The organism is Gordonia sp. NPDC003585 (assembly GCF_040610755.1).
Taxonomy (GTDB): Bacteria; Actinomycetota; Actinomycetes; order Mycobacteriales; family Mycobacteriaceae; genus Gordonia.
In genome coordinates this window covers 1-22,899 of record NZ_JBEXMX010000002.1, presented here as the reverse complement: position 1 = coordinate 22,899, position 22,899 = coordinate 1, and the positions used below count along the sequence as shown (strand labels likewise).

Annotated in this window: 17 protein-coding genes and 1 pseudogene; 14 read left to right on the top strand and 4 right to left on the bottom strand. The window is 66.6% G+C overall.

The window, feature by feature from the left end; translation table 11 throughout:
- The first annotated feature begins 99 nt into the window (after window positions 1–99).
- The 7 genes from ABZW74_RS00655 to ABZW74_RS00625 all read left to right on the top strand — a co-directional run bounded on the left by ABZW74_RS00655 (window position 100) and on the right by ABZW74_RS00625 (window position 5,269).
- Entirely contained in the window at window positions 100–402 is a 303-nt protein-coding gene (locus tag ABZW74_RS00655) for an urease subunit gamma (protein WP_240857148.1), read from the top strand.
- A 48-nt stretch (window positions 403–450) separates the two neighbouring features.
- Entirely contained in the window at window positions 451–792 is a 342-nt protein-coding gene (locus tag ABZW74_RS00650; protein ID WP_240857147.1) for an urease subunit beta, read from the top strand.
- Between the two features lies 1 nt (window position 793).
- Complete coding sequence (locus ABZW74_RS00645; RefSeq protein ID WP_240857146.1) at window positions 794–2,512, top strand: urease subunit alpha; 1,719 nt, start codon at window positions 794–796, stop codon at window positions 2,510–2,512.
- A gap of 13 nt (window positions 2,513–2,525) precedes the next feature.
- Window positions 2,526–3,203 (top strand): urease accessory UreF family protein, encoded by a 678-nt coding sequence (locus ABZW74_RS00640; RefSeq protein ID WP_240857145.1) that lies wholly within the window; start codon window positions 2,526–2,528, stop codon window positions 3,201–3,203.
- Window positions 3,204–3,245: 42 nt separating this feature from the next.
- Complete coding sequence (gene ureG / locus ABZW74_RS00635) at window positions 3,246–3,926, top strand: urease accessory protein UreG (protein ID WP_355272876.1); 681 nt, start codon at window positions 3,246–3,248, stop codon at window positions 3,924–3,926.
- 7 nt (window positions 3,927–3,933) lie between these two features.
- A complete protein-coding gene (locus ABZW74_RS00630; RefSeq protein WP_355272873.1) occupies window positions 3,934–4,641 on the top strand; it encodes an urease accessory protein UreD in 708 nt (235 codons plus the stop codon).
- A 460-nt stretch (window positions 4,642–5,101) separates the two neighbouring features.
- Window positions 5,102–5,269 (top strand): hypothetical protein, encoded by a 168-nt coding sequence (locus ABZW74_RS00625; protein WP_355272870.1) that lies wholly within the window; start codon window positions 5,102–5,104, stop codon window positions 5,267–5,269.
- Window positions 5,270–5,296: 27 nt separating this feature from the next.
- On the opposite strand, the gene ABZW74_RS00620 is transcribed toward ABZW74_RS00625, so the two are convergent.
- Together ABZW74_RS00620 and ABZW74_RS00615 are read right to left on the bottom strand one after the other, a co-directional pair.
- Window positions 5,297–6,751, bottom strand: a complete 1,455-nt coding sequence (locus ABZW74_RS00620; RefSeq protein WP_240857141.1) for an NAD(P)/FAD-dependent oxidoreductase — start codon at window positions 6,749–6,751, stop codon at window positions 5,297–5,299.
- A 120-nt stretch (window positions 6,752–6,871) separates the two neighbouring features.
- Window positions 6,872–7,495, bottom strand: a complete 624-nt coding sequence (locus tag ABZW74_RS00615) for a GNAT family N-acetyltransferase (RefSeq protein WP_240857140.1) — start codon at window positions 7,493–7,495, stop codon at window positions 6,872–6,874.
- A 145-nt stretch (window positions 7,496–7,640) separates the two neighbouring features.
- Here ABZW74_RS00615 and ABZW74_RS00610 point away from each other — a divergent pair, with 145 nt between their 5' ends.
- The 4 genes from ABZW74_RS00610 to ABZW74_RS00595 are packed head-to-tail and all read left to right on the top strand — an operon-like array spanning window position 7,641 to window position 16,857.
- Window positions 7,641–8,090, top strand: coding sequence for a thioesterase family protein (locus ABZW74_RS00610; RefSeq protein ID WP_240857139.1), 450 nt, complete (start codon window positions 7,641–7,643; stop codon window positions 8,088–8,090).
- A 12-nt stretch (window positions 8,091–8,102) separates the two neighbouring features.
- The gene (gene recC / locus ABZW74_RS00605) at window positions 8,103–11,507 is read left to right on the top strand and encodes an exodeoxyribonuclease V subunit gamma (RefSeq protein WP_240857138.1); all 3,405 of its coding nucleotides are present in this window, start codon (window positions 8,103–8,105) and stop codon (window positions 11,505–11,507) included.
- Window positions 11,504–14,932, top strand: coding sequence for a UvrD-helicase domain-containing protein (locus ABZW74_RS00600; protein ID WP_355272865.1), 3,429 nt, complete (start codon window positions 11,504–11,506; stop codon window positions 14,930–14,932). The genes recC and ABZW74_RS00600 overlap by 4 nt, the downstream gene beginning before the upstream one ends.
- Complete coding sequence (locus ABZW74_RS00595) at window positions 14,929–16,857, top strand: AAA family ATPase (protein WP_240857136.1); 1,929 nt, start codon at window positions 14,929–14,931, stop codon at window positions 16,855–16,857. Before ABZW74_RS00600 ends, ABZW74_RS00595 begins: the two co-directional genes overlap by 4 nt.
- A gap of 421 nt (window positions 16,858–17,278) precedes the next feature.
- Here the strand turns inward: ABZW74_RS00595 and ABZW74_RS00590 are convergent, their stop codons facing one another.
- Window positions 17,279–18,034 (bottom strand): PIG-L family deacetylase, encoded by a 756-nt coding sequence (locus tag ABZW74_RS00590; RefSeq protein WP_240857135.1) that lies wholly within the window; start codon window positions 18,032–18,034, stop codon window positions 17,279–17,281.
- Between the two features lie 211 nt (window positions 18,035–18,245).
- Between ABZW74_RS00590 and htpG the strand changes: the two genes are divergently transcribed.
- The 3 genes from htpG (at window position 18,246) to ABZW74_RS00575 (ending at window position 22,555) form a co-directional block, all read left to right on the top strand.
- A complete protein-coding gene (gene htpG / locus ABZW74_RS00585; RefSeq protein WP_240857134.1) occupies window positions 18,246–20,249 on the top strand; it encodes a molecular chaperone HtpG in 2,004 nt (667 codons plus the stop codon).
- A 143-nt stretch (window positions 20,250–20,392) separates the two neighbouring features.
- Window positions 20,393–21,262 (top strand): hypothetical protein, encoded by an 870-nt coding sequence (locus ABZW74_RS00580; protein WP_355272860.1) that lies wholly within the window; start codon window positions 20,393–20,395, stop codon window positions 21,260–21,262.
- A gap of 114 nt (window positions 21,263–21,376) precedes the next feature.
- Window positions 21,377–22,555, top strand: a complete 1,179-nt coding sequence (locus ABZW74_RS00575; RefSeq protein ID WP_355272857.1) for a hypothetical protein — start codon at window positions 21,377–21,379, stop codon at window positions 22,553–22,555.
- Between the two features lie 13 nt (window positions 22,556–22,568).
- Here ABZW74_RS00575 and ABZW74_RS00570 read toward each other — a convergent pair.
- Window positions 22,569–22,899: pseudogene (locus tag ABZW74_RS00570) on the bottom strand (ATPase); the annotation flags it as partial.

Here is a 22,899-nt window from a genome sequence, read left to right as displayed (position 1 = left end):
CCATGACGCCGACTCCGTGGCAGGATGACTCCATTGCCCACCTCTGCCACCGCGGAGTGCGGGCCGACGCAGTGTCCGGCGGGAACAGGAGAGATATCGGTGCGACTGTCGCCGCATGAACAGGAACGTCTGCTGATCTCGTATGCGGCGGAACTGGCCCGACGACGACAAGGTCGGGGCCTCAAGCTGAACCATCCTGAGTCAGTCGCGATCATCACCGACCACGTCCTGGAAGGGGCGCGAGATGGCCGGTCGGTGGCCGAGCTGATGAGTTCCGGACGCGAGGTCCTGCGCCGCGAGGACGTCTTGGACGGAGTGCCGGAGATGCTGCACGACGTGCAGGTCGAGGCGACATTCCCGGATGGCACCAAGCTGGTCACCGTGCACAACCCGATCGACTGACCGTCGACGTCGACACATGCGAGGCAACACCGAGGCGAGGAGGCGTTGATGGCGGGATCGCAACCGGCGGAGAGGATTTCATCCGTGATACCCGGCGAGGTGATCGCTGCACCCGGCACGATCGAGCTTAACGAGGGTGCACAGGGCGTCACCCTCGCGGTGGTCAACACCGGCGATCGGCCGGTCCAGGTGGGCAGCCACGTTCATTTTCCGCAGGCCAACGCGGCGCTCGACTTCGACCGCGCCGCGGCTCGGGGTTGTCGGCTCGACATCCCGGCGGGCACGGCGGTGCGCTTCGAGCCCGGCATCGAGATGACCGTCACGGTCGTACCGCTCGGTGGTACCCGAGAGGTCCACGGGATCTCGCTCGACCCACCGGGAAGGATCTGACGTGGCGACACTCGACCGCGGGCGGTATGCACAGTTGTTCGGCCCGACGACGGGCGACCGTATTCGCCTCGCCGACACCGATCTGCTGATCGAGGTCACCGAGGACCGCAGCGGCGGACCGGGCCGGGCCGGCGAGGAGGCGGTCTTCGGCGGCGGCAAGGTGATCCGGGAATCGATGGGGCAGAGCCGGGCCACCCGCGCCGACGGCGCCCCCGACACCGTCATCACCGGCGTCGTGATCCTCGACCACTGGGGAATTATCAAGGCGGACTTGGGTATTCGTGACGGACGCATCGTCGCGATGGGTAAGGCCGGCAACCCCGACACCATGGACGGGATTCATCCAGACCTGGTGATCGGACCGTCCACCGAGATCATCGCGGGCAACGGCAAGATCATCACCGCCGGCGGGATCGACTGCCATGTCCACTTCATCTGTCCGCAGATCATGGACGAGGCACTCGGCAACGGGATCACCACGCTCATCGGCGGCGGCACCGGACCCGCCGAGGGCAGCAAGGCGACCACAGTGACCCCGGGTGCGTGGCACCTGAGTTCGATCCTCGCCGCGACCGACGGTTGGCCGATGAACATCGCGTTGCTGGGTAAGGGCAACACGGTGAGCGCGGAGGCGATGCACGAGCAGATCAGGGCCGGCGCATCGGGTTTCAAACTTCACGAGGACTGGGGGAGTACCCCGGCAGCGATCGACGCCTGTCTGCGGGTGGCCGACGAGACCGGGGTCCAGGTCGCGCTGCACTCGGACACGTTGAACGAGGCGGGGTTCGTCGAGCAGACGCTCGGCGCGATCGCGGGGCGTTCGATTCACGCGTATCACACCGAGGGTGCCGGTGGCGGTCACGCGCCCGACATCATGACGGTCGCCGCTTACCCCAACGTGCTGCCCAGTTCCACCAATCCGACCCGGCCGCACACCGTCAACACGCTCGACGAGCACCTCGACATGCTCATGGTGTGTCACCACCTCAATCCGACCGTGCCGGAGGATCTTGCGTTCGCGGAGAGCCGGATTCGACCGTCGACCATCGCCGCCGAGGACTTGCTGCACGACCTCGGGGCCATCTCGATGATCGGCTCGGACGCACAGGCGATGGGGCGGATCGGTGAGGTCGTGTTGCGTACCTGGCAGACCGCCCACGTGATGAAGCGCAAACGCGGTTCCTTGGCCGGCGACGGCGCGGCCGACAACACCCGCGCTCAGCGGTACGTGGCGAAGTACACGATCTGTCCGGCGATCGCGCACGGGTTCGACGACGAGATCGGGTCGGTCGAGGTCGGGAAACTCGCCGACCTGGTGCTCTGGGATCCCGCGTTCTTCGGCGTGCGTCCGGACGTGGTGATCAAGGGCGGCGCGATTGCGTGGGCGGCGATGGGCGACGCCAACGCCTCGATCCCGACACCGCAACCCGTCTTTCCCCGTCCCATGTACGGGGCGGCGCCCAAGGTCGCCGCGGCCACCTCGGTCAGCTTCGTCGCACCGGGATGCGACGACGACCTCGCCGGCCGAATCGGCCTCGACCGTCGGCTCGTCGCGGTGAAGAACACCCGCTCGACCGGCAAGGCGGACATGCCGAACAACGATGCGTGCCCGACCATCGAAATCGACCCCGACACCTTCACCGTGCGCGTCGACGGCGAGGTGTGGGAATCCGAACCGGTCTCCGAATTGCCCATGGCCCAACGGTATTTCCTCTTCTGAGTCCCGATCCGACATGACTTCCGCAAACGCATCTCGCGACACCGGCCGGTACGACAACTCGCCACTGGCGATGATGCTCACGCTCGCCGACTCGCGACTGCCGGTGGGTGGCCATGTTCATTCCGGCGGGGTGGAACAGGCCATCAGCGATGGGCACATCCGCACCGTCGACGACCTCTCGCGCCATCTGCACCGTCGGCTTGCGACCACCGGCCTGGTCGCCGCGTCGATCGCGGCGGCGGTGGCCGACGCGACCATGGACGTCCCCACCGCGATGCGTGAGATGGACGCGCGCACACCGTCTTCCGCCGCAAGGAAGGCGTCCTACGCGCAGGGCCGCGGGATGCTGCGACTGGCCCGCCGAATGTGGCCCGACACCGAGTGGGCCGAGCACACCCCGCGCACCCATCATCCGGTGATCGTCGGCTCGATCGGATCCCTGTGTGCGCTTTCGGGTTTCCACACCGCGCTGATCCTGGCGTACACGACCACCAGCGGGGCGGCCACCGCCGGACAGCGTCTGCTGGCGCTCGACCCGGCTGACGTCGCACTCGTCATCGCCGATCTGGGTGTGGCCTGCGAGCGCATCGCGGCGCAAGCAGCTGTCGAGCCGGCCGACCTGTCCGACCCTACGATGGACGTGTTCGCCGAACGGCACGAGCGTCGCGCCATGCCCCTGTTCACTTCCTGACCGAGTCTCGACCGACGGACAACCAACGCAGAGGAGAACCCCATGCCCCCGCATCTGATGGATGGCCAGCCGCATTCGCACGACCTCGACCGCCCCCGGCGACGTCGCGAACCCGGTGAGGCGCTGCGCGTCGGGATCGGCGGTCCCGTCGGCGTCGGCAAGACCCATCTCGTGGCGGCATTGTGCCGCGAACTCCGCGACCAACTGTCGGTAGCCGTGCTCACCAACGACATCTACACCACCGAGGACGCCGACTTCCTCCGACGGCACGCTGTGCTGCCCGACGAGCGGATCGCCGCCGTCCAGACCGGCGGTTGTCCCCACACCGCAATCCGCGACGACATCACCGCCAATCTCGACGCGATCGACGACCTCGTCGAGAAGAACCCGCCGCTCGATCTCATCCTGGTGGAGTCCGGCGGCGACAATCTGACCGCGACCTTCTCCACCGGGCTCGTCGACGTCCAGATCTTCGTGATCGATGTGGCGGGCGGCGACAAGGTGCCGCGCAAAGGTGGTCCGGGCGTGACCTACTCGGACCTACTCGTCATCAACAAGACCGACCTCGCCGAGCGGGTGAATGCAGACCTCGACGTCATGCGCACGGATGCCCAACGGGTCCGTGAGGGACGGCCGACGGCGATGATCTCGTTGACCGAGGACCCGACCGCGGGCGACGTCCTGGCGTGGGTCCGGACGCAACTCGCCACGGTGTCGGCCTGAGGGGATCATGCAGACCGAGGTGACGATCACCGCCCGGCCCGACAGGTCACCGCGGATCACCGCAACGGGCGCGATCACGGTGCGTCAGACCGGTCGTCACACCATCCACCTCGTCGGTGCAGCGGCCACCCCGCTCGGTGGCGACGACATCTCCGTGCGGGTAGAGGTCGCCCCGGGCGCCCACCTCGAGGTGCGTTCGGTCGCCGCGACGATCGCGTTGCCATCGGTCGGGCGTGCCGATTCGACCGCCCGTTGGGAGTTGACGGTCGGCGAGGGTGGCCTGCTCGTCGTCGACCCGGAACCGACGATAGTTGCTGCCGGTGCGCAGCACAGGTCCCGGACGATCGCCCATCTTGCATCCGACGCCGCCGTCGCGATCCACGAACGCGCGCAGATCGGTCGGCGATCGGTGGATCGGCAAGTGGTCGATGCGGGTGGTTCGTGGCAGGGCGCTCTCACCGTCGACCTCGACGGTGACCCGCTACTGCGTCATCAGACGGTCATCGGGGAACATCCCGGGGTCCCCACCACGCACCGGGCATTCGGAAGCGTGTTCCGGTTTCCCGACACCCGCGGCGACGACGTCGACCCGAACGAATTCGTGGCGCGCCTCTCCCTCGCCGGTGGCGGCACCCTGACGACAGCGCTGGCCGACACCGCCGCCCGGTGCCGGACACTGTGCGACGCCCTAGACACCCGAGCCGTCCTCACCTGACCCGGCATCCAGCCTTCTGACCTGCGGAAACGCGACACCCTCACCGCTCCCTGAGGTGCGAGCGGAGCTCGAAGGGCCTGGCGAGCCGACGACGTGGGTCGCTGACCCGAAGAGTTAGGTGACCAGCCTTCTGACCTGGGGGAACAGGATGCCCTCGTGCCAGCAAAATCTAGGGGAAGAGTTTCTTCCCCGGGTTTCACAGTCGTCCGCCAGAAATTTCCGGGGGAGGACACCAAGGGTAGGGGACGAACTCTCTTCCCCTAGTTTATTGGGGGCGCGTGTGCCTGCATTGCGTTCGACGCAGGGCGAAGACCGCCGATCGGTGACTTAGATCGGGCCTGTCAGCGTCGGCTTCCGGCATATTCCCGAGGACCCCGCTGCGGGGCCCGATCTCAGCCATCCGACGCGGCGACCGCTCGATTCGGGTAAGAGTTGCCGACCGCAGAGTCGCCTGGTGGGCATGTCGCAATTGCAGAAACCGCGTGTCTGGTCAGAAACCCGGGCGCACCAGCGGTTTCTGGCCACACCGAAGGTTTCTGGCGACGATTGCGGTTTCGGCGACGGGGCCGCACTCTCCACGATCGCCGACGACGTCGGCGGGTGGGTCGCTGACCCGAAGTCCTGGTGACTACCTTGCTGACCAGTGTGGACCGGATCAGCTGGCCTCGGCTTTTTCCTCAGCCGGCTTGGACTCATCGGCTTTCTCGGGTTCCGGGGTCGCCCCGGCCGATTCCGCCTCGGTCTCCTCGATCGACTTCTTCTCGAGTTCACTGAGCTGGCCGATCGCGGTACGCGCGTAGACCTGCTGTTCGGTGACGGCCAGCTGCGTGCGGCCCTTGGTGGTGAACGCGAAGAACCAGTTGACGAGCGTGTTCAACCGGTTCCGGAAGCCCACCAGGTACACGAGGTGCAGGGCCAGCCAGCCGAGCCACGCGAAGTAGCCCTCGGTCTCGAACTTCTTCTTGGTGCCCGGGATCGGGACCTGCATCACCGCGCTGAACCGGGAGATGGTGGCCATCGAGCCCTTGTCGTAGTAACTGAACGGCTTGCGCTCGTCGGGGGTGTGGCCCTTCAGCTCGGCCTTGATCGCGTCGGCCGCGTAGCGTCCGCCCTGGATTGCGCCCTGCGCCACGCCGGGCACGCCGTCGACGGCCATCATGTCGCCGACCACGAACACGTTCGGGTGACCCGGAAGTGAGAGGTCGGGCTGCACCTTCACGCGGCCCGCACGGTCGAGTTCGACGCCGGATTGCTCGGCGAGCTGCTTGCCCAGCGGGCTCGCCTGCACGCCGGCCGACCACACCTTGCACTGCGATTCGATGCGACGGGTGGTGCCGTCCTTCTCCTTGACGACCAGGCCGTCGTAGTCGAGATCGACGACCATCGCGTTGAGCTGGATCTCCACACCCATGCGCTCGAGGCGTTTCGCCGCCTTGCCGCCCAGCTTCTCGCCGAACGGAGGCAACACCGCGGGCGCTGCGTCGAGCAAGATCACCCTCGCCTCGGTGGGGTCGATGTTGCGGAACGCACCCTTGAGGGTCTTGTCACTCATCTCCGCGATCTGACCGGCCAGTTCGACGCCGGTCGGCCCGGCACCGACCACCACGAAGGTCAGCAGCTTGGCGCGTTCGGCGGGATCGTCGGAGAGCTCGGCCTGCTCGAATGCGCCGAGAATGCGGCCGCGCAGTTCGAGCGCATGGTCGATGGTCTTCATACCGGGTGCGAACTCGGCGAAATGATCGTTCCCGAAGTACGACTGGTCGGCTCCGGCCGCAATGACGAGGTCGTCGTAGGGAGTGACCGTGACTCGCTCGAGTAGCCGCGACGTGACCGTCTTGGCCTCGAGGTTGATCTCGAAGACATCGCCGAGGTGTACCCGGGTGTTCTTCTGCTTGCGCAACACGACGCGGGTCGCCGGTGCGATCTCACCCTCGGCGACGATGCCGGTCGCCACCTGGTACAGCATCGGCTGGAACAGGTGGTGGGTCGTCTTGGCGATGAGGGTGACGTCGACATCGGCCTTGCCCAGTCGCTGGGCAGCGAACAGACCGCCGAAGCCGGAGCCGATGATGACCACACGCTTACGGGAGTGCGGGGTTGGGCTGCTCACGAGAACATCTCCTCTGGCTCGAATCGTGGGACTCGATCGTCGCGGGCGGATCCGTCGCGATCACGCCGCACAACCACTAACGGTAGTCAATGATGCTGGGTTGTTCGCGTCGAGCACCACTCAGGCGGTGAGGTCGGTCGAACCGGACCATCGCGAGGTGAAGAATGTCCACTGGGCCCGGACGATCTCGTACTCGACTTCGGCCTGATCGAAACCGCCATCGGCCAGGAAACCCAGGACCGACGGGGGTGGGGACAGCTCGTCGAAACGCTCGTCGGAGACATGGATGGCGGCGAGGCTCATGCCCAGCTTCTCCATCACGCGTCGTGAGCCCACGTTGATCGCCATGGTCCCGGCGAAGACCCGTTCTGTCCCGAGGTGGCCGAAGGCGAAGGCGAGAACCGCACGCGACGCCTCGGTCGCAAGACCTCGGCCCCATGCCGCACGTCTGAGCCGGTAGGAGAGCTCCAACTCGGTGCGGTTGCTGTGGCGTGGCGTCCGCAACGACACCCACCCCAGGAACGACGACGACGCCGGATCGACGATCGACCACATTCCGGTCCCGTGCGCGACGCGTTCTGCCTCGGCACGAGGCAGCACCCATTCCTCGATCACCGCGCGGGACGTCGGTACACCTGCGCTGACATACCGCATGACCTCGGGATCGCCGTCGAGGTGAACCAGATCCTCGACGTCGTCGGGGCCCAACGGTCGCAGGCGGGTGCGCGGCGTGTCGATGTTCACGTTCGTCCCCTGCCCTTGATGCTCCCCGCGCGTGAGTGTACGACCTCGTGAGACGTTGTGACCCGTCGTTCGCGTACGGGTGTGTCGGACTGCTGGTGTCGGGGTTGGTGCGATCGTGTCGGCCGACGTCGCTAATGTGCCAAGGGTGGCCGACGACTACCACCTCGACATTCCGCTGCAGCTGCGCTGGGGCGACATGGACATCAACAACCACATCAACAACGTGCAATTTGCGCGCTTGTTCGAAGAAGCTCGGGTCCGATCGTTCGCGGACTGGCTTCCGCAGCGGCCCGAGGGTTTCTCGATGCTGGTCGCGAGGCAGGACATCCAGTTCTCGGCACCTCTGGAATACACGGCCGAGCCGATCTGCGTGCGCAGTGCGGTGAGCCGAGTCGGTACGTCGTCGTTCGTTATGGCGCTGCGCCTCTTCGACGATCGGGGAGTCCTGTGCGCCTCTGCGGAGACGACGATGGTCGTCATCGATCCCGCATCCGGCCGACCGAAACCGATTTCGGACGATATGCGCGAGATGCTCGGCGGCCGTCTCGGAGAGCCGGTGGCCTTTCACGCGAGCCGGTCCACGACCGTCAACTGACCGCCGACGAACATGCTGTTTCTGCACCGCGCGGAGCGAACAGACACCCTGGCCGACGCACTGGCCGATCTGATCGCAACACCCCTCGCCGACCCCATGCAGGCGGAGATCGTGTCCGTGCCTGCGGTCGGTGTCGAGCGGTGGCTGCAGCAGCACCTGGCCCGCCGCCTCGGCTGCGGACCGTCGAATGCCGACGGCATCGCGGCCAACATCGACTTCTCGTCACCCTCGCACCTGGTGGACACGATCGTCGCAGCGGTACAGGGCGACGCGGCAACCGAACCTCGGTTGCCGGTCGACGAGCCGTGGCGTGCCGCAGCCCTCGTCTGGCCGGTCTTGCGAGTGCTCGACCGCCGGATCACCGACCCCGCGCTGGCCGTGATCGCGCGACACATCGGCGCAGGCGACGACGCCTCGCCCCGCGTCGGACGCCGGTTCGCCACTGCCCGGCACCTGGCCGATCTGTTCGAACGCTACGGACGTACCCGGCCGTCGATGGTCGCCGCCTGGGCGAACGGACGCGATGAAGACGGCGCCGGCGGCCCCATCGCGTCCGACCTCAAATGGCAGCCCGACTTCTGGCGCGCTCTGCGTGACGAGATCGGCCGGCCGCATCCCGCGGAATCGTTACCGCAACTGTGTGAACGTCTCCGCGACGATCCGGCCGCGGGTGGCCTGCCCGAGCGGTTCTCGATCTTCGGTCCCACCCGGATCACCGAGGAGTTCCGTCAAATCATCGTCGCGGCCTCGCATCACCACGACGTGCACCTGTTTCTGCCCCATCCGAGCCCCGCACTGTGGGACGCACTGGCAGCGGTCGTCGATCCGGACGCCACAGCACCACCACGACGCACCGACCGTCCCGAGGTGCCGGTCGGGCACCCGCTGCTCGCGAGCCTGTCGCGCGACGTGCAAGAACTGCAGGCCCGGTTGCTCCCGTCGGCCGATGAGGACATCTATCATGCCGCACGCAGCGCAGCACCCCGGACACTGCTCGGCGCCCTGCAAACCGGCCTTCGCGACGATCGGCTCGAAGATTCTGCAGTACAACCGGATTCGTCGGTGGAGATTCACGCATGTCATGGTCCCGAGCGTCAAGTGGAGGTCCTCCGCGACCGCTTGCTGCATCTTTTCGCCGCCGACCCGACCCTGCAGCCTCGCGATGTTCTCGTCATGTGTCCCGATGTCGAGACCTTCGCGCCACTCATCCGCGGGGCCTTTGGACAAGCAGGCTTGTCGCATCCCGCATTCGCGCTGCGCGTCCGACTCGCCGACCGCACGATCCGCCGTGTCAATCCCATCCTCGACGTCGTCGCCGCGGTCGTCGAGCTTGCGGCCAGTCGAGTGAGAGCGGGAGAAGTCATCGATCTCATCGGGCACGAGCCCGTTCGGAGGCGGTTCGCCTTCACCGACAGCGAGGTGGACCGCCTACGAGAATGGTTGGCCACCGGGAACATTCGATGGGGGATCGACGTCGATCAGCGTGCTCGGTTCGGCCTGGCCGGATTCGGGCAGGGCACGTTCGAATCGGGCCTCGACCGGATCACGCTGGGCGCAGTGGCCGAGGAACAAGACGGCGAGTGGTTGGGCACCGCGCTGCCGCTGGCCGGGGTGGAGAGTACCGAGATCGACCTCGCCGGCCGGTTCGCGGAACTGATGGCACGCCTGTCCGCGGTTCTGGACGAACTGAGCGGAAGCGCTCCGGCAGCCCGATGGCGCGAGGCGCTCATCGACATCGTGGACACCATGACGACGACCGACCCTGTCGATGATTGGCAACGCGCACAAACGATCCGGCTGATCACCGAGGCATTCGGCGAAGACCGCGACAGCGACAACGGGGACGCGGCAACGCTGCTGCGCCTGCCCGATGTACGCGATCTGATCTCGGCCCTGGTCGCCGGACGACCGACGCGATCCAATTTCCGCACCGGCGAACTGACGGTCTGCACGATGGTGCCCATGCGCTCGGTACCGCACCGGGTCATCGTGCTCCTCGGCATCGACGCCGAGGTCTTCCCCCGTGTCCAACGAGTCGACGGCGACGATGTCTTGGGCACAGATCCGCTTGTGGGCGAACGCAACCCACGCGACGAGGACCGCCAGTGCTTCCTGGACGCGATGTGCGCGGCAGGCGAATCGTTGCTGGTGTTCTACAGCGGCGCCGACCCGGTGTCGGGCCGACGCATCCCACCTGCCGTCGTGGTGAGTGAGTTGGTGGACACCGTCTCGACGCTGATCGACGCCGATGAAGATCCGGTCCGGCATCACACGCTTCATGGATTCGATCGGCGCAACTTCATCGCGGGTGCGCTGCCGGGTGTCGCCGCGCCGTTCAGCCACGATGCCGCCCTGCTCGAGGGTGCCCTTGCCCTGCGCAACCCGACCGAGGCGACCCGCCCGATGGCAGCGGCCGAGCCGCTCGACGAGGCGGCCGCCGATCCGGCGGAGACCGACATCGATCTCGACGCCCTGATCGACTTCCATGTGGATACGATTGCCGGCTTCCTGCGGCAGCGTCTGGGCACCCGAGTACCGAGAGAAGAACGCGCACACGACGATCAACTCGACGTCGCACTCGATCCGCTGGAAGCCTGGGGTATCGGCGACCGGTTCCTGTCGCGGATGCTCACCGGCGCGACCATCGAGGAGTGCCAGGCCGCGGAACTACGACGAGGTACGTTGCCGCCCTTCGCATTCGGAACTCGAACCCTGTCTCGGATCTCTCAGGTCGCGCAGAATCTGCATCAGGCCGTCGCGGATGTGCGTACCGGATCACCGGCGATGCTCGACATCGACGTCACGCTGCCGGACGGGCGCCGAGTATTCGGAACGGTCCCGAATGTGTTCGGGACGCGACTCGTCACGGCCACCTACTCGCGGCTGAAGGCGAAAGCTCTGATCACCGAATGGATTCGGATCGTCGCCGTCGCTGCCGGTGCGGCGTCGGGCAGTGTTCCCGCGGGACGCATGACCACCGGAATCGTCGTCGGACGCGCCGTCGGCGGTGCAGGTGCCGCCCGCGTGACCTTCACCCCGCCTGACGACGCCGTCGCGACTCTGCACGATCTCGTCCGGATTCGCGACGAAGGGCTGCGCACGCCGCTGCCGCTGCCGCTGGACGCGGCGCAGGCATTCGCCCAGCACGACGCAGGCGGCCGCCGACGTGAGTGGGGACTGCGTGCGGCAGAACGAAGCTTCGCCGATCGCTATGGTGCGCATCGCGATCCGAGTGTCCGGCTGGTCCTCGGCGGGGACGTTCTGGCGACCGTCGCCTTCGATGACGTGATCGTGCGTCGTCCTGCGGACGCAACGGTTGCCGACGCCCTCGACCTCGACCCGGAGGAACCGCTGTTCTGCGGTCTCGCCCGCCGAATCTGGCAGCCGCTGCTCGAGCGCGCGGAAGGGATTCGATGAACGTCCCGGCCCCCTTCGACGTCACCGAGAGTCTGCCCGATGCCACCACCGTCCTCGAAGCGAGTGCGGGCACAGGCAAGACGTACGCGATCGTCGGACTCGCAGCACGACAACTTGCCGATGGCGTGCCCATCTCCCGGATGTTGCTGGTCACCTTCAGCCGTGCGGCGACCGCCGAACTGCGGGAACGCATGCGCGAACGCGTTCGTGGTCTCCTCGACAGACTCGCCGATCCCGAGGCCGCACGCTCATCTCCTGATCCGTTGGAACGTTTGCTTGCGACCGGAACGGAAGACGCCGTGCGATCGCGCCGTGACAATCTCGTGCGGGCATTGTCGGATTTCGATGCGTCCACCATCGCGACCACTCACACCTTCTGCAATCGGATGCTGGAAACCCTGGGCTTCCTGGGCGAACGCGAAATGGTTTACCAGATCGTCGAAGAGGTCGACGATCTCACCGACGAGGCCGCTCTCGATCTCTACCTACGCGGGTTCTCGGCAAGCGACGCACCGGAATTCACCTTCGAGCAGGCCACGAACATCGCGCGGTCGGCCGTGCGGCAGCCTGCCGTGACCTTGGCCCCCGACCCCACCGAACTCGACACCGGCCGGGCGGCCGGACGAGTAGCGGGGATGCGCGTCCGATTCGCGACCAAGGTGCGTGAGATCGTCGAATCCCGCAAACGGACGTCGCGGTTGCGCACCTACGACGATCTGCAGACCATCCTTCACCGGATCATCACCGACAAAGACGTCGGTGAAGCAGCGTGTCGCCGCATCCGGAACTCATTCGACGTGGCTCTCGTCGACGAGTTCCAGGACACCGACCCCCTGCAATGGGAGATTCTCCGGCGATGCTTCCACGGGACCCGCACGTTGATCCTGGTGGGCGATCCCAAGCAGTCCATCTACGGCTTCCGCGGGGCAGAGGTGCTGAGTTACCTCTCCGCGGTCCGATCGGCGGACACCCTGCGAGTCCTCGACACCAATCGACGGTCGGACGGGGCACTGGTGTCGGCGCTGTCCACCCTGTACGGCGGCGCGACGCTCGGCCATCCCGACATTGTCGTGCGCCCCGTCGAGGCCGCCTTTTCCGGCTCCCGTCTGCACTCTGCGGCGAGCGCCGTGTGCCCGTTGCGGATCCGGGTGTTCACCCGGCAGGACTTCAGCTCCCTCAACTCTTTCGGAGTGCCCTCCGCCCCGAACGCGCGCAAAAGCGTCATCGTCGACGTGGCCGACGACATCACCGCCACACTGACCGCCGGACTCACCATCGAGGTGGAGGGCGAGCGACGGCCGGTCGAGCCGGGCGACATCGCGGTTCTCGTCCGCTCGAACAAAACCATCGAGCCGTTGCAGGCCGAGCTCGCCCAGCGCGGGGTCAACGCCGTCATCGGGTCGGGGTCGACGGTGTTCCAGACGATCGCTGCACAACACTGGTTGTGGGTGTTGCGTGCGATCGAGCAGCCCTCGCGCCCTGATCGGGTGCGCTTGGCGGCACTCACCCCGCTGCTCGGGTGGACCCCACAGCGGCTGGCGCACGACGCCGAAGCGGGTACCGCCGAACTCGGTTCCGAATTCGCCGCACTCGGTCACCTCCTGACGCAGGCGGGCTTCGCTGCGATGGCCCAGCGGCTGATCGCCGCGCAGCAGGTGTCCGCACGGGTACTCGGAATTCACAACGGTGAGCGGCTGCTGACCGATCTGCTGCAGGTGTCGGCGCTGTGCAACCGGCACGTCGTCGAATCCGGCGAGGGGATCAGCGGTCTCGTCGAATGGTTGACGGACCGGATCGCCGACACGTCACGCCGGCAGCGCCACGAGGATCAGAGTCGCCGCCTCGATCGCGACACCGATGCCGTCGCGATCATGACCGTGCATGCCAGCAAGGGTTTACAGTTCCCGATCGTGTACGCGCCGTTCGGGTGGGACGGAACGTGGATCGACGACGACGGCGACCTGACCTACCACGACGACGACGGCGACCGGATGCTCGACGTCGGAGGACCCGCGGCGCCGGGTCGAAACGACCGGCGAGCACGGTATGCGTCCGAGGTCGCCGGGGAAGATCTCCGACTGCTGTACGTGGCTCTCACTCGCGCGCAGTCGCAGGCGGTCCTCTGGTGGGCTCCCACCGCGACCACCCCGACTGGCCCGCTGCATCGGTTGATCTTCGGCCGTGCGGACGCGGGCCGCGACGACGACGGTCACACGACGGAGCCGACCTGGACCGTCGCGCAGTCCGTGGACGTGCCCGACGACCATCAGTGTGTGGCCGTGATTCGGGAACTCGCGCAACGTAATCCGTTGATCGAGGTGTCCCCGGCGGGTCGGCCGACGGGTGTCGAGCGATTGCCCGACGCCGATGCCGAGCCCGAACCCGACCTGGCGGTCGCGGCGTTCGAGCGACCGATCGATCAGGAGTGGCGCAGGACCTCGTACTCGGCGATCGTCGCCGCGGTGGGACACGCCGACGTGCCCGCGCCGATCCCGCACGGGAGTGCCCAGGTGCAGGCCGCGATCCAGACCGGCAGCGAAACCGACGGCGCCCGCCTCGACACGGCTCTTGACGACGAACCGGTTGCCGCAGACCTCGATTACACGGCGGAACCCGAGTTCGCTGACACGACCGCACTGCCTGGAACGCCTTCGCCGATGTCCGGTCTGCCCTTCGGCGCGAGCTTTGGCACCCTTGTCCACGAGGTACTCGAGTACGTCGACACCTCGGCGCCGGACATGCGTGCGCATGTTCGCGAGTTGTGTGCGCGTTCGGCGGATGTGCGGGGCGGCGCCGTCGATCTCGACGTGTTGGCGAACGCCCTGTCCGGTGTGCTGACAACTCCGCTCGGCTTCGGCGATCTGTGGTCGATCAAACCCCGAAACCGGTTGTCGGAATTGGATTTCGAACTCCCGCTTGGTTCCGGGGAAACGGCCGACGGTGGTACCACCGTCGGCGCGATAGCCGACCTCATAAGGCGTCATCTCGCCGCTGACGACCCGCTGCGGCCGTATTGTGAAGTGCTGGGACAGCTTCCGCGGCACCGCCTGCGGGGGTATCTGACCGGCAGCATAGATTCGGTGCTGCGCACTCCCGACGGCCGGTTCGTGGTGGTCGACTACAAGACAAACCGACTCCGACCGGGTGACCTCGTCGTGGAAGACTTCGATTCCGACGCCATGGCCGCCGAGATGATCAAGTCCCACTACCCGTTGCAGGCTCTCCTGTATTCAGTTGCGCTGCATCGATATCTGCGATGGCGACTCGCCGATTACCGACCTGCAGACCACCTCGGTCCGGTCCAGTACCACTTTGTCCGCGGAATGGCGGGTCCCGACACCCCGCCTGGCTGTGGTGTGTTCGAGTGGAAGCCAGCCGTGCAGTTGATCACCGACATCTCCGACGCATTGGCCGGTGACCGATGAACGGGGGCGCATCGGCGTCGCACCACGACCAGCGCGCACGCTCTACCGGCGACCTCACCCGGGTCGTCGGCGCGCGCGGCATCCTGGGTCGCTGGAACGACGCAGGTGTGCTCGCCCCAGCCGACGTGCACATCACCGAGCGCCTGGTTCGAATGTGCGGAGAACGACTCTCGGACCCCGCGCTTCTCGGCACCGCGCTGGCGATTCGGGCAGTCCGACTGGGCTCCACCTGCCTCGCCCTCGACCGACTCGACGATATTCCCGACGATCCGTCCCTCGCACTGCCACCCCGAGAAGAGTTGATCACCGAGCTGCTCGACAGTCCGCTGGTGGTCGGTACCGACGCTGGTCCGCTCCGACCGTTGGTGCTGATGACCTCCGACGACGGCCCACTCCTGTACCTGCAGAAGTACTTTCGTCAGGAACAAGCAATCCGGGACATCCTGCACACGCGATCACAGAGTGCGCCCGAGGTGGACCAGACACAATTGCGCACAGCCGTCGGCGAGGTGTTCGGTAAGCCGGATTCGTCTGATCACGAGGCCGGCGACCTGCAACGGCACGCGGCTGTCGTGGCGGCCACGCGCTGGACCACGATCCTGGCCGGTGGGCCGGGAACCGGCAAAACCTACACCGTCGCAAGAATTCTCGCCGTCCTGCGAATGGTGCACGGCGGTGGACTCCGGGTCGGCTTGTGCGCGCCGACCGGCCGTGCCGCCGCACAACTCCAGGCATCGGCGTCTCTACGAGACGATGGCCTCCCGTCGGGTGCTCCACCACAGGCGGTGACGGTGCATTCGCTGCTGGGGTGGTATCCCGGCTCGAATCCGCGGTTCGGTCGGGGACACTCGCTTCCCCACGACGTGATCGTGGTCGACGAGACCTCGATGCTCTCGATGACGGCGATGAGCCGCGTCCTCGAAGCGGCGCGGCCCGACGCACGGGTGATCTTCGTCGGCGACCCGCACCAGCTGGCCTCCGTGGATGCCGGTGCGGTTCTCGCCGACCTCGTGGAACGAACCGGCGCCGCTGACGGGCCAGACAACGAGGTCGGTGACGGAGTCATCACGCTGCGCCGCGAGTACCGTTTCGCCGGCGGGATTGCCGAACTGGCCGCGGCGGTGAACGCCGGTGATGCGTCGCGGGTCCTCGACCTGCTCACCGACCCCGGGCTGGCCGACATCGAACTCGTGGCACCCGACGCACTCGAGGCCACACGGCACGACGTCATTTCGTGGGGCGACGAATTGCGTACCGCTGCGCTGGCCGCCGACGCGGATGCGGCGGTCGACGCGCTCGATTCACATCGGGTTCTCTGCGCTCACCGGGAGGGATTCTGGGGGGTCCGCGGCTGGTCGCGCCGGATCGCCGAATGGCTCGGACACGCCGATGGCGACGGCGTCGGATGGTATGCGGGACAACCGATCCTGGTGACCGCCAACGATCGGCAGACCAGGACGTTCAACGGCGACACCGGTGTGGTCATCGTCGACCCGGGAACCCCTGGCCCGCTCGCTTCGCTCCCGGCGCCGGGTACATTCGGCCCGCTCGCTTCGCTCCCGGCGCCGGGTACATTCGGCCCGCTCGCTTCGCTCCCGGCGCCGGACCGTTCCGACGCGTTGCGGGTGGCCTTCCGACGCGGCAGCGAGATCCGGATGCTGCATCCCACCGCTCTCGCGGAGGCAACCACGGTGCACGCGATGACCATTCACCGCAGCCAGGGCAGCCAGTTCGAGCGGGTGACCGTGGTACTGCCGCCGACGGGTTCGGAACTGCTCACGCGGGAACTCCTGTACACCGCCATCACCCGGGCACAGAAGGCCGTCCGCATCATCGCGACGCCCGATGTGGTTCGAGCGGCGGTGGATCGGCGGGTGCAGCGGGCCAGCGGTCTTCGCTCGCCGGTCACGCCACTGACTCGATGAGTTCGGTGACTAGCGCTCTGACCTGCACATAAGCGTCCACCACCCCACCGCTCGCTGAGGTGCCCGAGGCGCCGGCCGAGGGATACCTCGAAGGGCAGGCGAACAGGCCACGTCAGCGAGGCGCCGGACCACTGAAAGTAGGGGAAGGTTCTTCCCCTACTTTCTGCCCCTGCTTGTTGAGTCGTCCGCGAGAAAATTCGCGGGGAGGACTCCAGGGATAGGGGACGAGTTTCTTCCCCTATTTTTCGTGGATCATCGTCGCCGCGCCGCGCTCCACGGCCCTCTTCCCGCCTCCACGATCGCCGCCGCAGGCGGCGCGTGGGTCGCTGACTCGTTGAGTTCGGTGATGGGCTAATTGACGTCGGGTGTGTGGTCGTGTGAGCGCCGAGCGTGCTTCCCAAGTCGACGATCGTCAACGCGATCAGACCAGGTCGCACCCACCGGGTACCAGGTCGCGACGTTGATAGTTCTCCGATCCGAGCAACCGCCCGCGGATGTCGTCGGGCAGCGACATGAACATCGCGATCGTTCGGCTGCGGTCGATCTCGGTGCGGTGGGCGGAGATGGCTGCCGACTTCTCGGCGAGGAAGTCGGTCACGTCGATCGAGACGTCGATCGCGTCGGCGGGAGTGCCGGGCAGCTGTTCTCGTGGCACTGTCGGAAACAGCAGCGCCGCTATTTCCTCGATCATCCACTCGGCGATGGTGGCGAAGTACAGCGACTTAACCTGCCAAGCCGGACCGGAGCGTCGGTACAAGGTGCCGCACGCGGCAGCGTCGGCCGCGGCGCACGCGAGGCGGTGCGCGTGGACATGGTCGGGATGTCCGTAGATCCCGAACGCGTCGTAGGTGACGATCACGTCGGGCCGGAGTGCGCGAATGTGTCCGGCAAGCGCCCGAACCTGTTCATCGAAGGGAGAGAAGCAGAACCGCTGTGTGTCGGGGGCGGACTCCGGGACACGGTCGTCGGCATATCCGAGCATGATGGGGGGTCGGGGCATCTTCAGCGCGGTGACCGCGTCGAGGAGTTCTCGGGCCCGCCGGGTTCCGTCGGCCCAGGTGCACATCACCAGATCCACCTCGCCACCTGCACTCGCGTGACGTGCGATGAGTCCCCCGGTCCACATCGATTCGTCGTCGGGGTGCGCGTGCACGCAGAGCAGTCGAGGTGCGCCCATCCACCTGGCTTCCTGTTCGGTCGGCCCGGCCTGCAGCGGCGAACGGAGCCGAGTAGCACCTTCAGGGTAACGGGTGATGCGACGGCCAGTCCTGGTTGTTGTGACGGTGCCGTGAGTCGGTTCCGGTCGTCTCGGTAAAGTCGGAACCCGTCAGATAGGAGTCATCGTCGACGGCTCGGGCGGCGATGAGCGGTACAGGTGGAGGTCGGAGATGACGACTCGGTCAGAGGTTCACGAATTTCAGGCGGAGACCCGGCAGTTGCTGGATCTCTTGGTGCACTCGGTCTATTCCAACAAGGACAGCTTCCTGCGTGAGCTCGTCTCCAACGCGTCAGATGCGCTGGACAAGGTTCGCCTGGAGTCACTGCTCGATTCGGACCTCGACGTCGACACCACCGATCTGCACATCACGCTCGACCCCGACGCGCAGGCACGCACCCTGGTGGTGTCCGACAACGGCATCGGCATGTCGCGGGAGGACGTGATAGGCCTGATCGGCACTCTCGCGCGGTCGGGCACCGCCGAGTTGCGGCGCACGCTCGCCGAAGCGAAGCAGGAGGGTGACACGGGGGCGGCCCAGGAGCTGATCGGCCAGTTCGGTATCGGCTTCTACTCGACCTTCATGGTCGCCGACAAGGTGACCCTCGTGACGCGCCGTGCGGGGGAGTCGGTCGGGACCCGCTGGGAGTCGGCGGGTGATGGCACTTACACGATCGACGATGTCGACGACGCCCCGCAGGGCACGTCGGTCACGTTGTCGCTCAAGCCGGTCGACACCGACGACCACCTGTACGACTACACCGACAAGGCCAAGCTCCGTCAGCTGGTCAAGAAGTACTCCGACTTCATCGCGTGGCCGATCCGGATGGACGTCGAGAAGACCGTCCCGATCGCGAAGGACCCCGACGCGGAGGATGACGCCGACGCGGACGATGCGCAGGAGCCGCAGACAACCACGGTGACCGAGACCGAGACCGTCAACTCCATGAAGGCTCTTTGGTCGAAGTCGCGGGACGAGGTGTCCGACGACGAGTACCACGAGTTCTACCGGCATGTGGCCCACGCGTGGGACGAACCGCTCGACATCATCACGCTGAAGGCCGAAGGCACCTTCGAATACCAGGCGCTGCTGTTCATCCCGAGCCAGGCGCCCTTCGATCTGTTCATGCGTGAACGCACCACCGGAATTCACCTGTACGTCAAGCGCGTCTTCATCATGGACGACTGCGCCGAACTGATGCCGGAATATCTGCGGTTCGTCAAGGGTGTGGTCGACGCGGCCGATCTGTCGCTCAATGTCTCGCGGGAGATCTTGCAGCAGGATCGGCAGATCCGGGCGATCCGTCGTCGCCTCACCAAGAAGGTGATCTCGACCGTCGGCGACATGCGCGCATCCCGGCCCGACGACTACCGCACCTTCTGGGAGAACTTCGGCCGCGTCTTCAAGGAGGGGCTCGTCAACGACGTCGACAACCGGGATGCCCTGCTGAAGGCGTCGGCGTTCGAATCCACCCATTCCGAGGACGAACTGACGTCGCTGGCCGACTACGTGGGCCGGATGCGCAGCGGCCAGGACACCATCTACTACATGACGGGTGAGTCGCGACAGCACATCGTGAACTCTCCGCACATGGAGGCGTTCAAGGCCAAGGGCCTCGAGGTGCTGGTCCTGCACGACCCTGTCGACGAGATGTGGGTGACCGGCGGCGCGGAGTTCGAGGGCAAGACGTTCCAGTCGGTGGCCAAGGGCGCCGTCGATCTCGACGACGACTCCGACGAGGCGGATTCGTCGGCCAAGGAAGAGCAGAACAAGACCTTCGAGGGCCTGCTCGACTGGCTGGGGTCCACCCTGTCCGACGACATCAGCGAGGCGCGCCTGTCGACCCGGCTCACCGAGTCCCCGGCGTGCCTGGTCGGCGACACCTTCTCCATGTCCCCACAACTGGAGAAGCTGTATCGCGCTTCGGGACAACAACTTCCGAAGTCCAAGCGCGCACTCGAACTCAATCCCGACCATCCGCTCGTGGTGGGGCTCAACAACGCCTATGCCGGCGGTGAGCCGACCGAGCTCGCGGACACTGCCAAACTGATCTACGGCATGGCGTTGATCGCGGAGGGCGGCGAACTCGACGATCCCGCGGAGTTCGCCAAGTTGCTCGCGGCGCAGCTCACCGGCTCGGTGACCGGGGCCTCGACCGCCGGCTCCGACTCCTGAGCGCACCCGAGATCCCACCGACCACCGACCCTGTCGCATCGCGACGGGGTCGGTGGTTTGTCGGTTCGAGGCCCGTCGTTCTCGGGATCGCAATCGGTGTCACGGTTCTTGTGGTGCTGGCTCTGGTCATCACCCTCGTGCTCGTGACCAGGGACGATCAGCGATCCGACGGGATGCCGCGCTCGCCGGGCGATGCGGTACAAGGTTACCTGCAGGCGCTGGCCGACGCCGACGCCGACCGGGCCCGCGCGGTGACGACGCCCGCCCCGTCGACTGCGCTGCTCGGCGGCGACGTGCTGCGCCGACAGCGTGACCTCGCCCCGATCACCGACATCGTGGTGTCCGAACCAGTGTCCGACGGCGTCGTAAGCGCCCGCTACCGCATCGGCGATCGCCTCGCGGAGGTCGGTTTCCGTACGGTGGCGGCCGGCGGCGGCTGGCTGGTGTCCGACGGTGTGCTCGAACTACGTGTGGCCCCCACGCGCGTTCCGCACCCGACGCTCTTCGGCACCGAGATCACCGCGAACGTGCCGGTGTACGTCTATCCCGGACCTCGCGAGTGGGGCAGCAGAGATCCCTACGTGGGCGCGAAAGATGCTGACGGCCAACCATTTCCGGTAGGGCCTCAACCACCGTCGACCGTTCGCCTCGATCCGGAACTCACGGCCGCCGGGCATGCCGCCGTCAGCGAGGCCGTGCAACGTCATCTCAACTATTGCGCGGGTTCTCGAGAACCGGATGCTGCCGTGGACCGACCGGGGTGCCGGCAGCACCTCAATCGTTCGGCCGTGCCCGGCACGGTGCGGTGGACTGCGCCCAGCGATACGACCGGATTGTTCCGGACACTTTCGACCGCGTCGGTGACGACGGTCGATGTGGCGGGAGCGGTGTCCTGGCAAGCGACCTACACCCCGTCCTACGCCGCCGACACAACACGGACCGCGGTCAACGACGACTACCTCGTCGGCTCTGTTGATCTGACCGCGAAGCCACCCTTGTTCACCGAGGGATAGCGAGCATCGCTCGCGTGACACGCCCGCCGTCATTCGGTCGGGGGGTGCCGAGGTGAAGGGGAGGTACGCGTCAGTTATCGTGGCACGATTGCTGATTGCGAGGGGGAGTGTGGCATGACGAATTCAGGTGGATACGGCGGCGGATTCCAGCCGGTCGACGGCGGGTACGGTCCATCCGGTGTACCCGGCCAACCGCAGCCCGGGTACCCGAACGCGGGTCCGACCCAGCAGTACCCGACGGCTCCCCAGTATCCGGCCGGACAGCAATACGCGGCCACCGCCACTCATGGTGTCGCAGGCCCCGGTTTCGGTCCGCCCGCCGGGCCCCCACCGCCGCCCAAGTCCAACAAGAAGATGCTGGGCTTGATCATCGGTGGCGTGGCAGCGCTGGTTGTGGTCGTTCTGGTCGTGGTGACCCTGGTCCTCGTGCTCGGCGGCGGCGAGGACAAAGCCGGGTCGGCCAAGGAAGCGGTCAGCACCTACCTGCACGCTCTTGCCGACGGTGACGCCGAGAAGGCACTCAGCGTGGTCAAGACCCCGCCGACCACCACACTGCTGACCAACGAGGTACTCAAGCGCCAGCAGGACATCGCGAAGATCACCGACATCAAGGTGTTCGACAGCAACGGCGGCCTGGTCAAGGCGACGTACAAGTTCGGCACCAAGAACGCCGACGTCGACATCCTGGTCAGCAAGTCCGGTGGCGAGTGGCAGCTGACCAACGGTGCGCTGGAGATCAACACCACCTACCTCCGGATTCCGCAGCCGACGTTGTTCGGGGTCGATGTCTCGAACGACAGCAAGGTGTACGTCTTCCCGGGCCCGCTGGTGTGGGGTTCGAAGAACCAGTACATCGCCGTGAGCAACCCCGCCTCGGGCGATTTCCCGCTCGGACCTGAGGGCTACGTCTCGATCAGCAGTACCGAGGTCAAGGCGACGCTGAGCGAATCCGGAAAGACAGCCGTCTCGAACGCGGTCAACACCTACCTCACCAACTGCGCGGGATCGCGTCAGATGGATGCATCCATCGATAAGCCGGGTTGCGAGCAGGAGTCCTACTCGGGCGCCAAGCCCGGTACCGTCCGCTGGACCAAGCCCACCGACCTGTCGCGCCTCGATGCCAGCCTGGGTTATGACAACGACCTCAAGGTGAGGGTGTCGGGCATCGTCGAGTGGGGACTCACCTATGTGCCCACCTACGACGACGCTCCGCGCAACACGACGTCGAGCGACTACATGAGCGGCAAGGTGGACCTCACGCAGAACCCGCCGACCTACACTGCCGGGTCCTGAGTGGACAGGACCACTAAGCTGCAGCCCGCGCAACGGACGCGGTGAGGGCATGTTCGGGAGGAAGCGCCAGTAGTAGGTCGACGCCATCGAGACTGGTGCCCAGCGGGGCGCCAACGGTGGCGCCGGGTGCTCGCCGGATCATCTCGTCGGCAAATGTCTCGCGGATGAGGTCGTTGTGCGACAGCACATTTCCCATCCAGCTGATCCGTGCATCCCGCCCGGACGACCATCCGCTTCGGTGCAGTGCGGCCGACGCGGAGGTCGCCAGTTCGGCGGCGGCCCGGCGACAGATGTCGATGGCCGTCGCATCGCCGCCGCGTGCCGCGTCGTCGACCTGCGTGGCG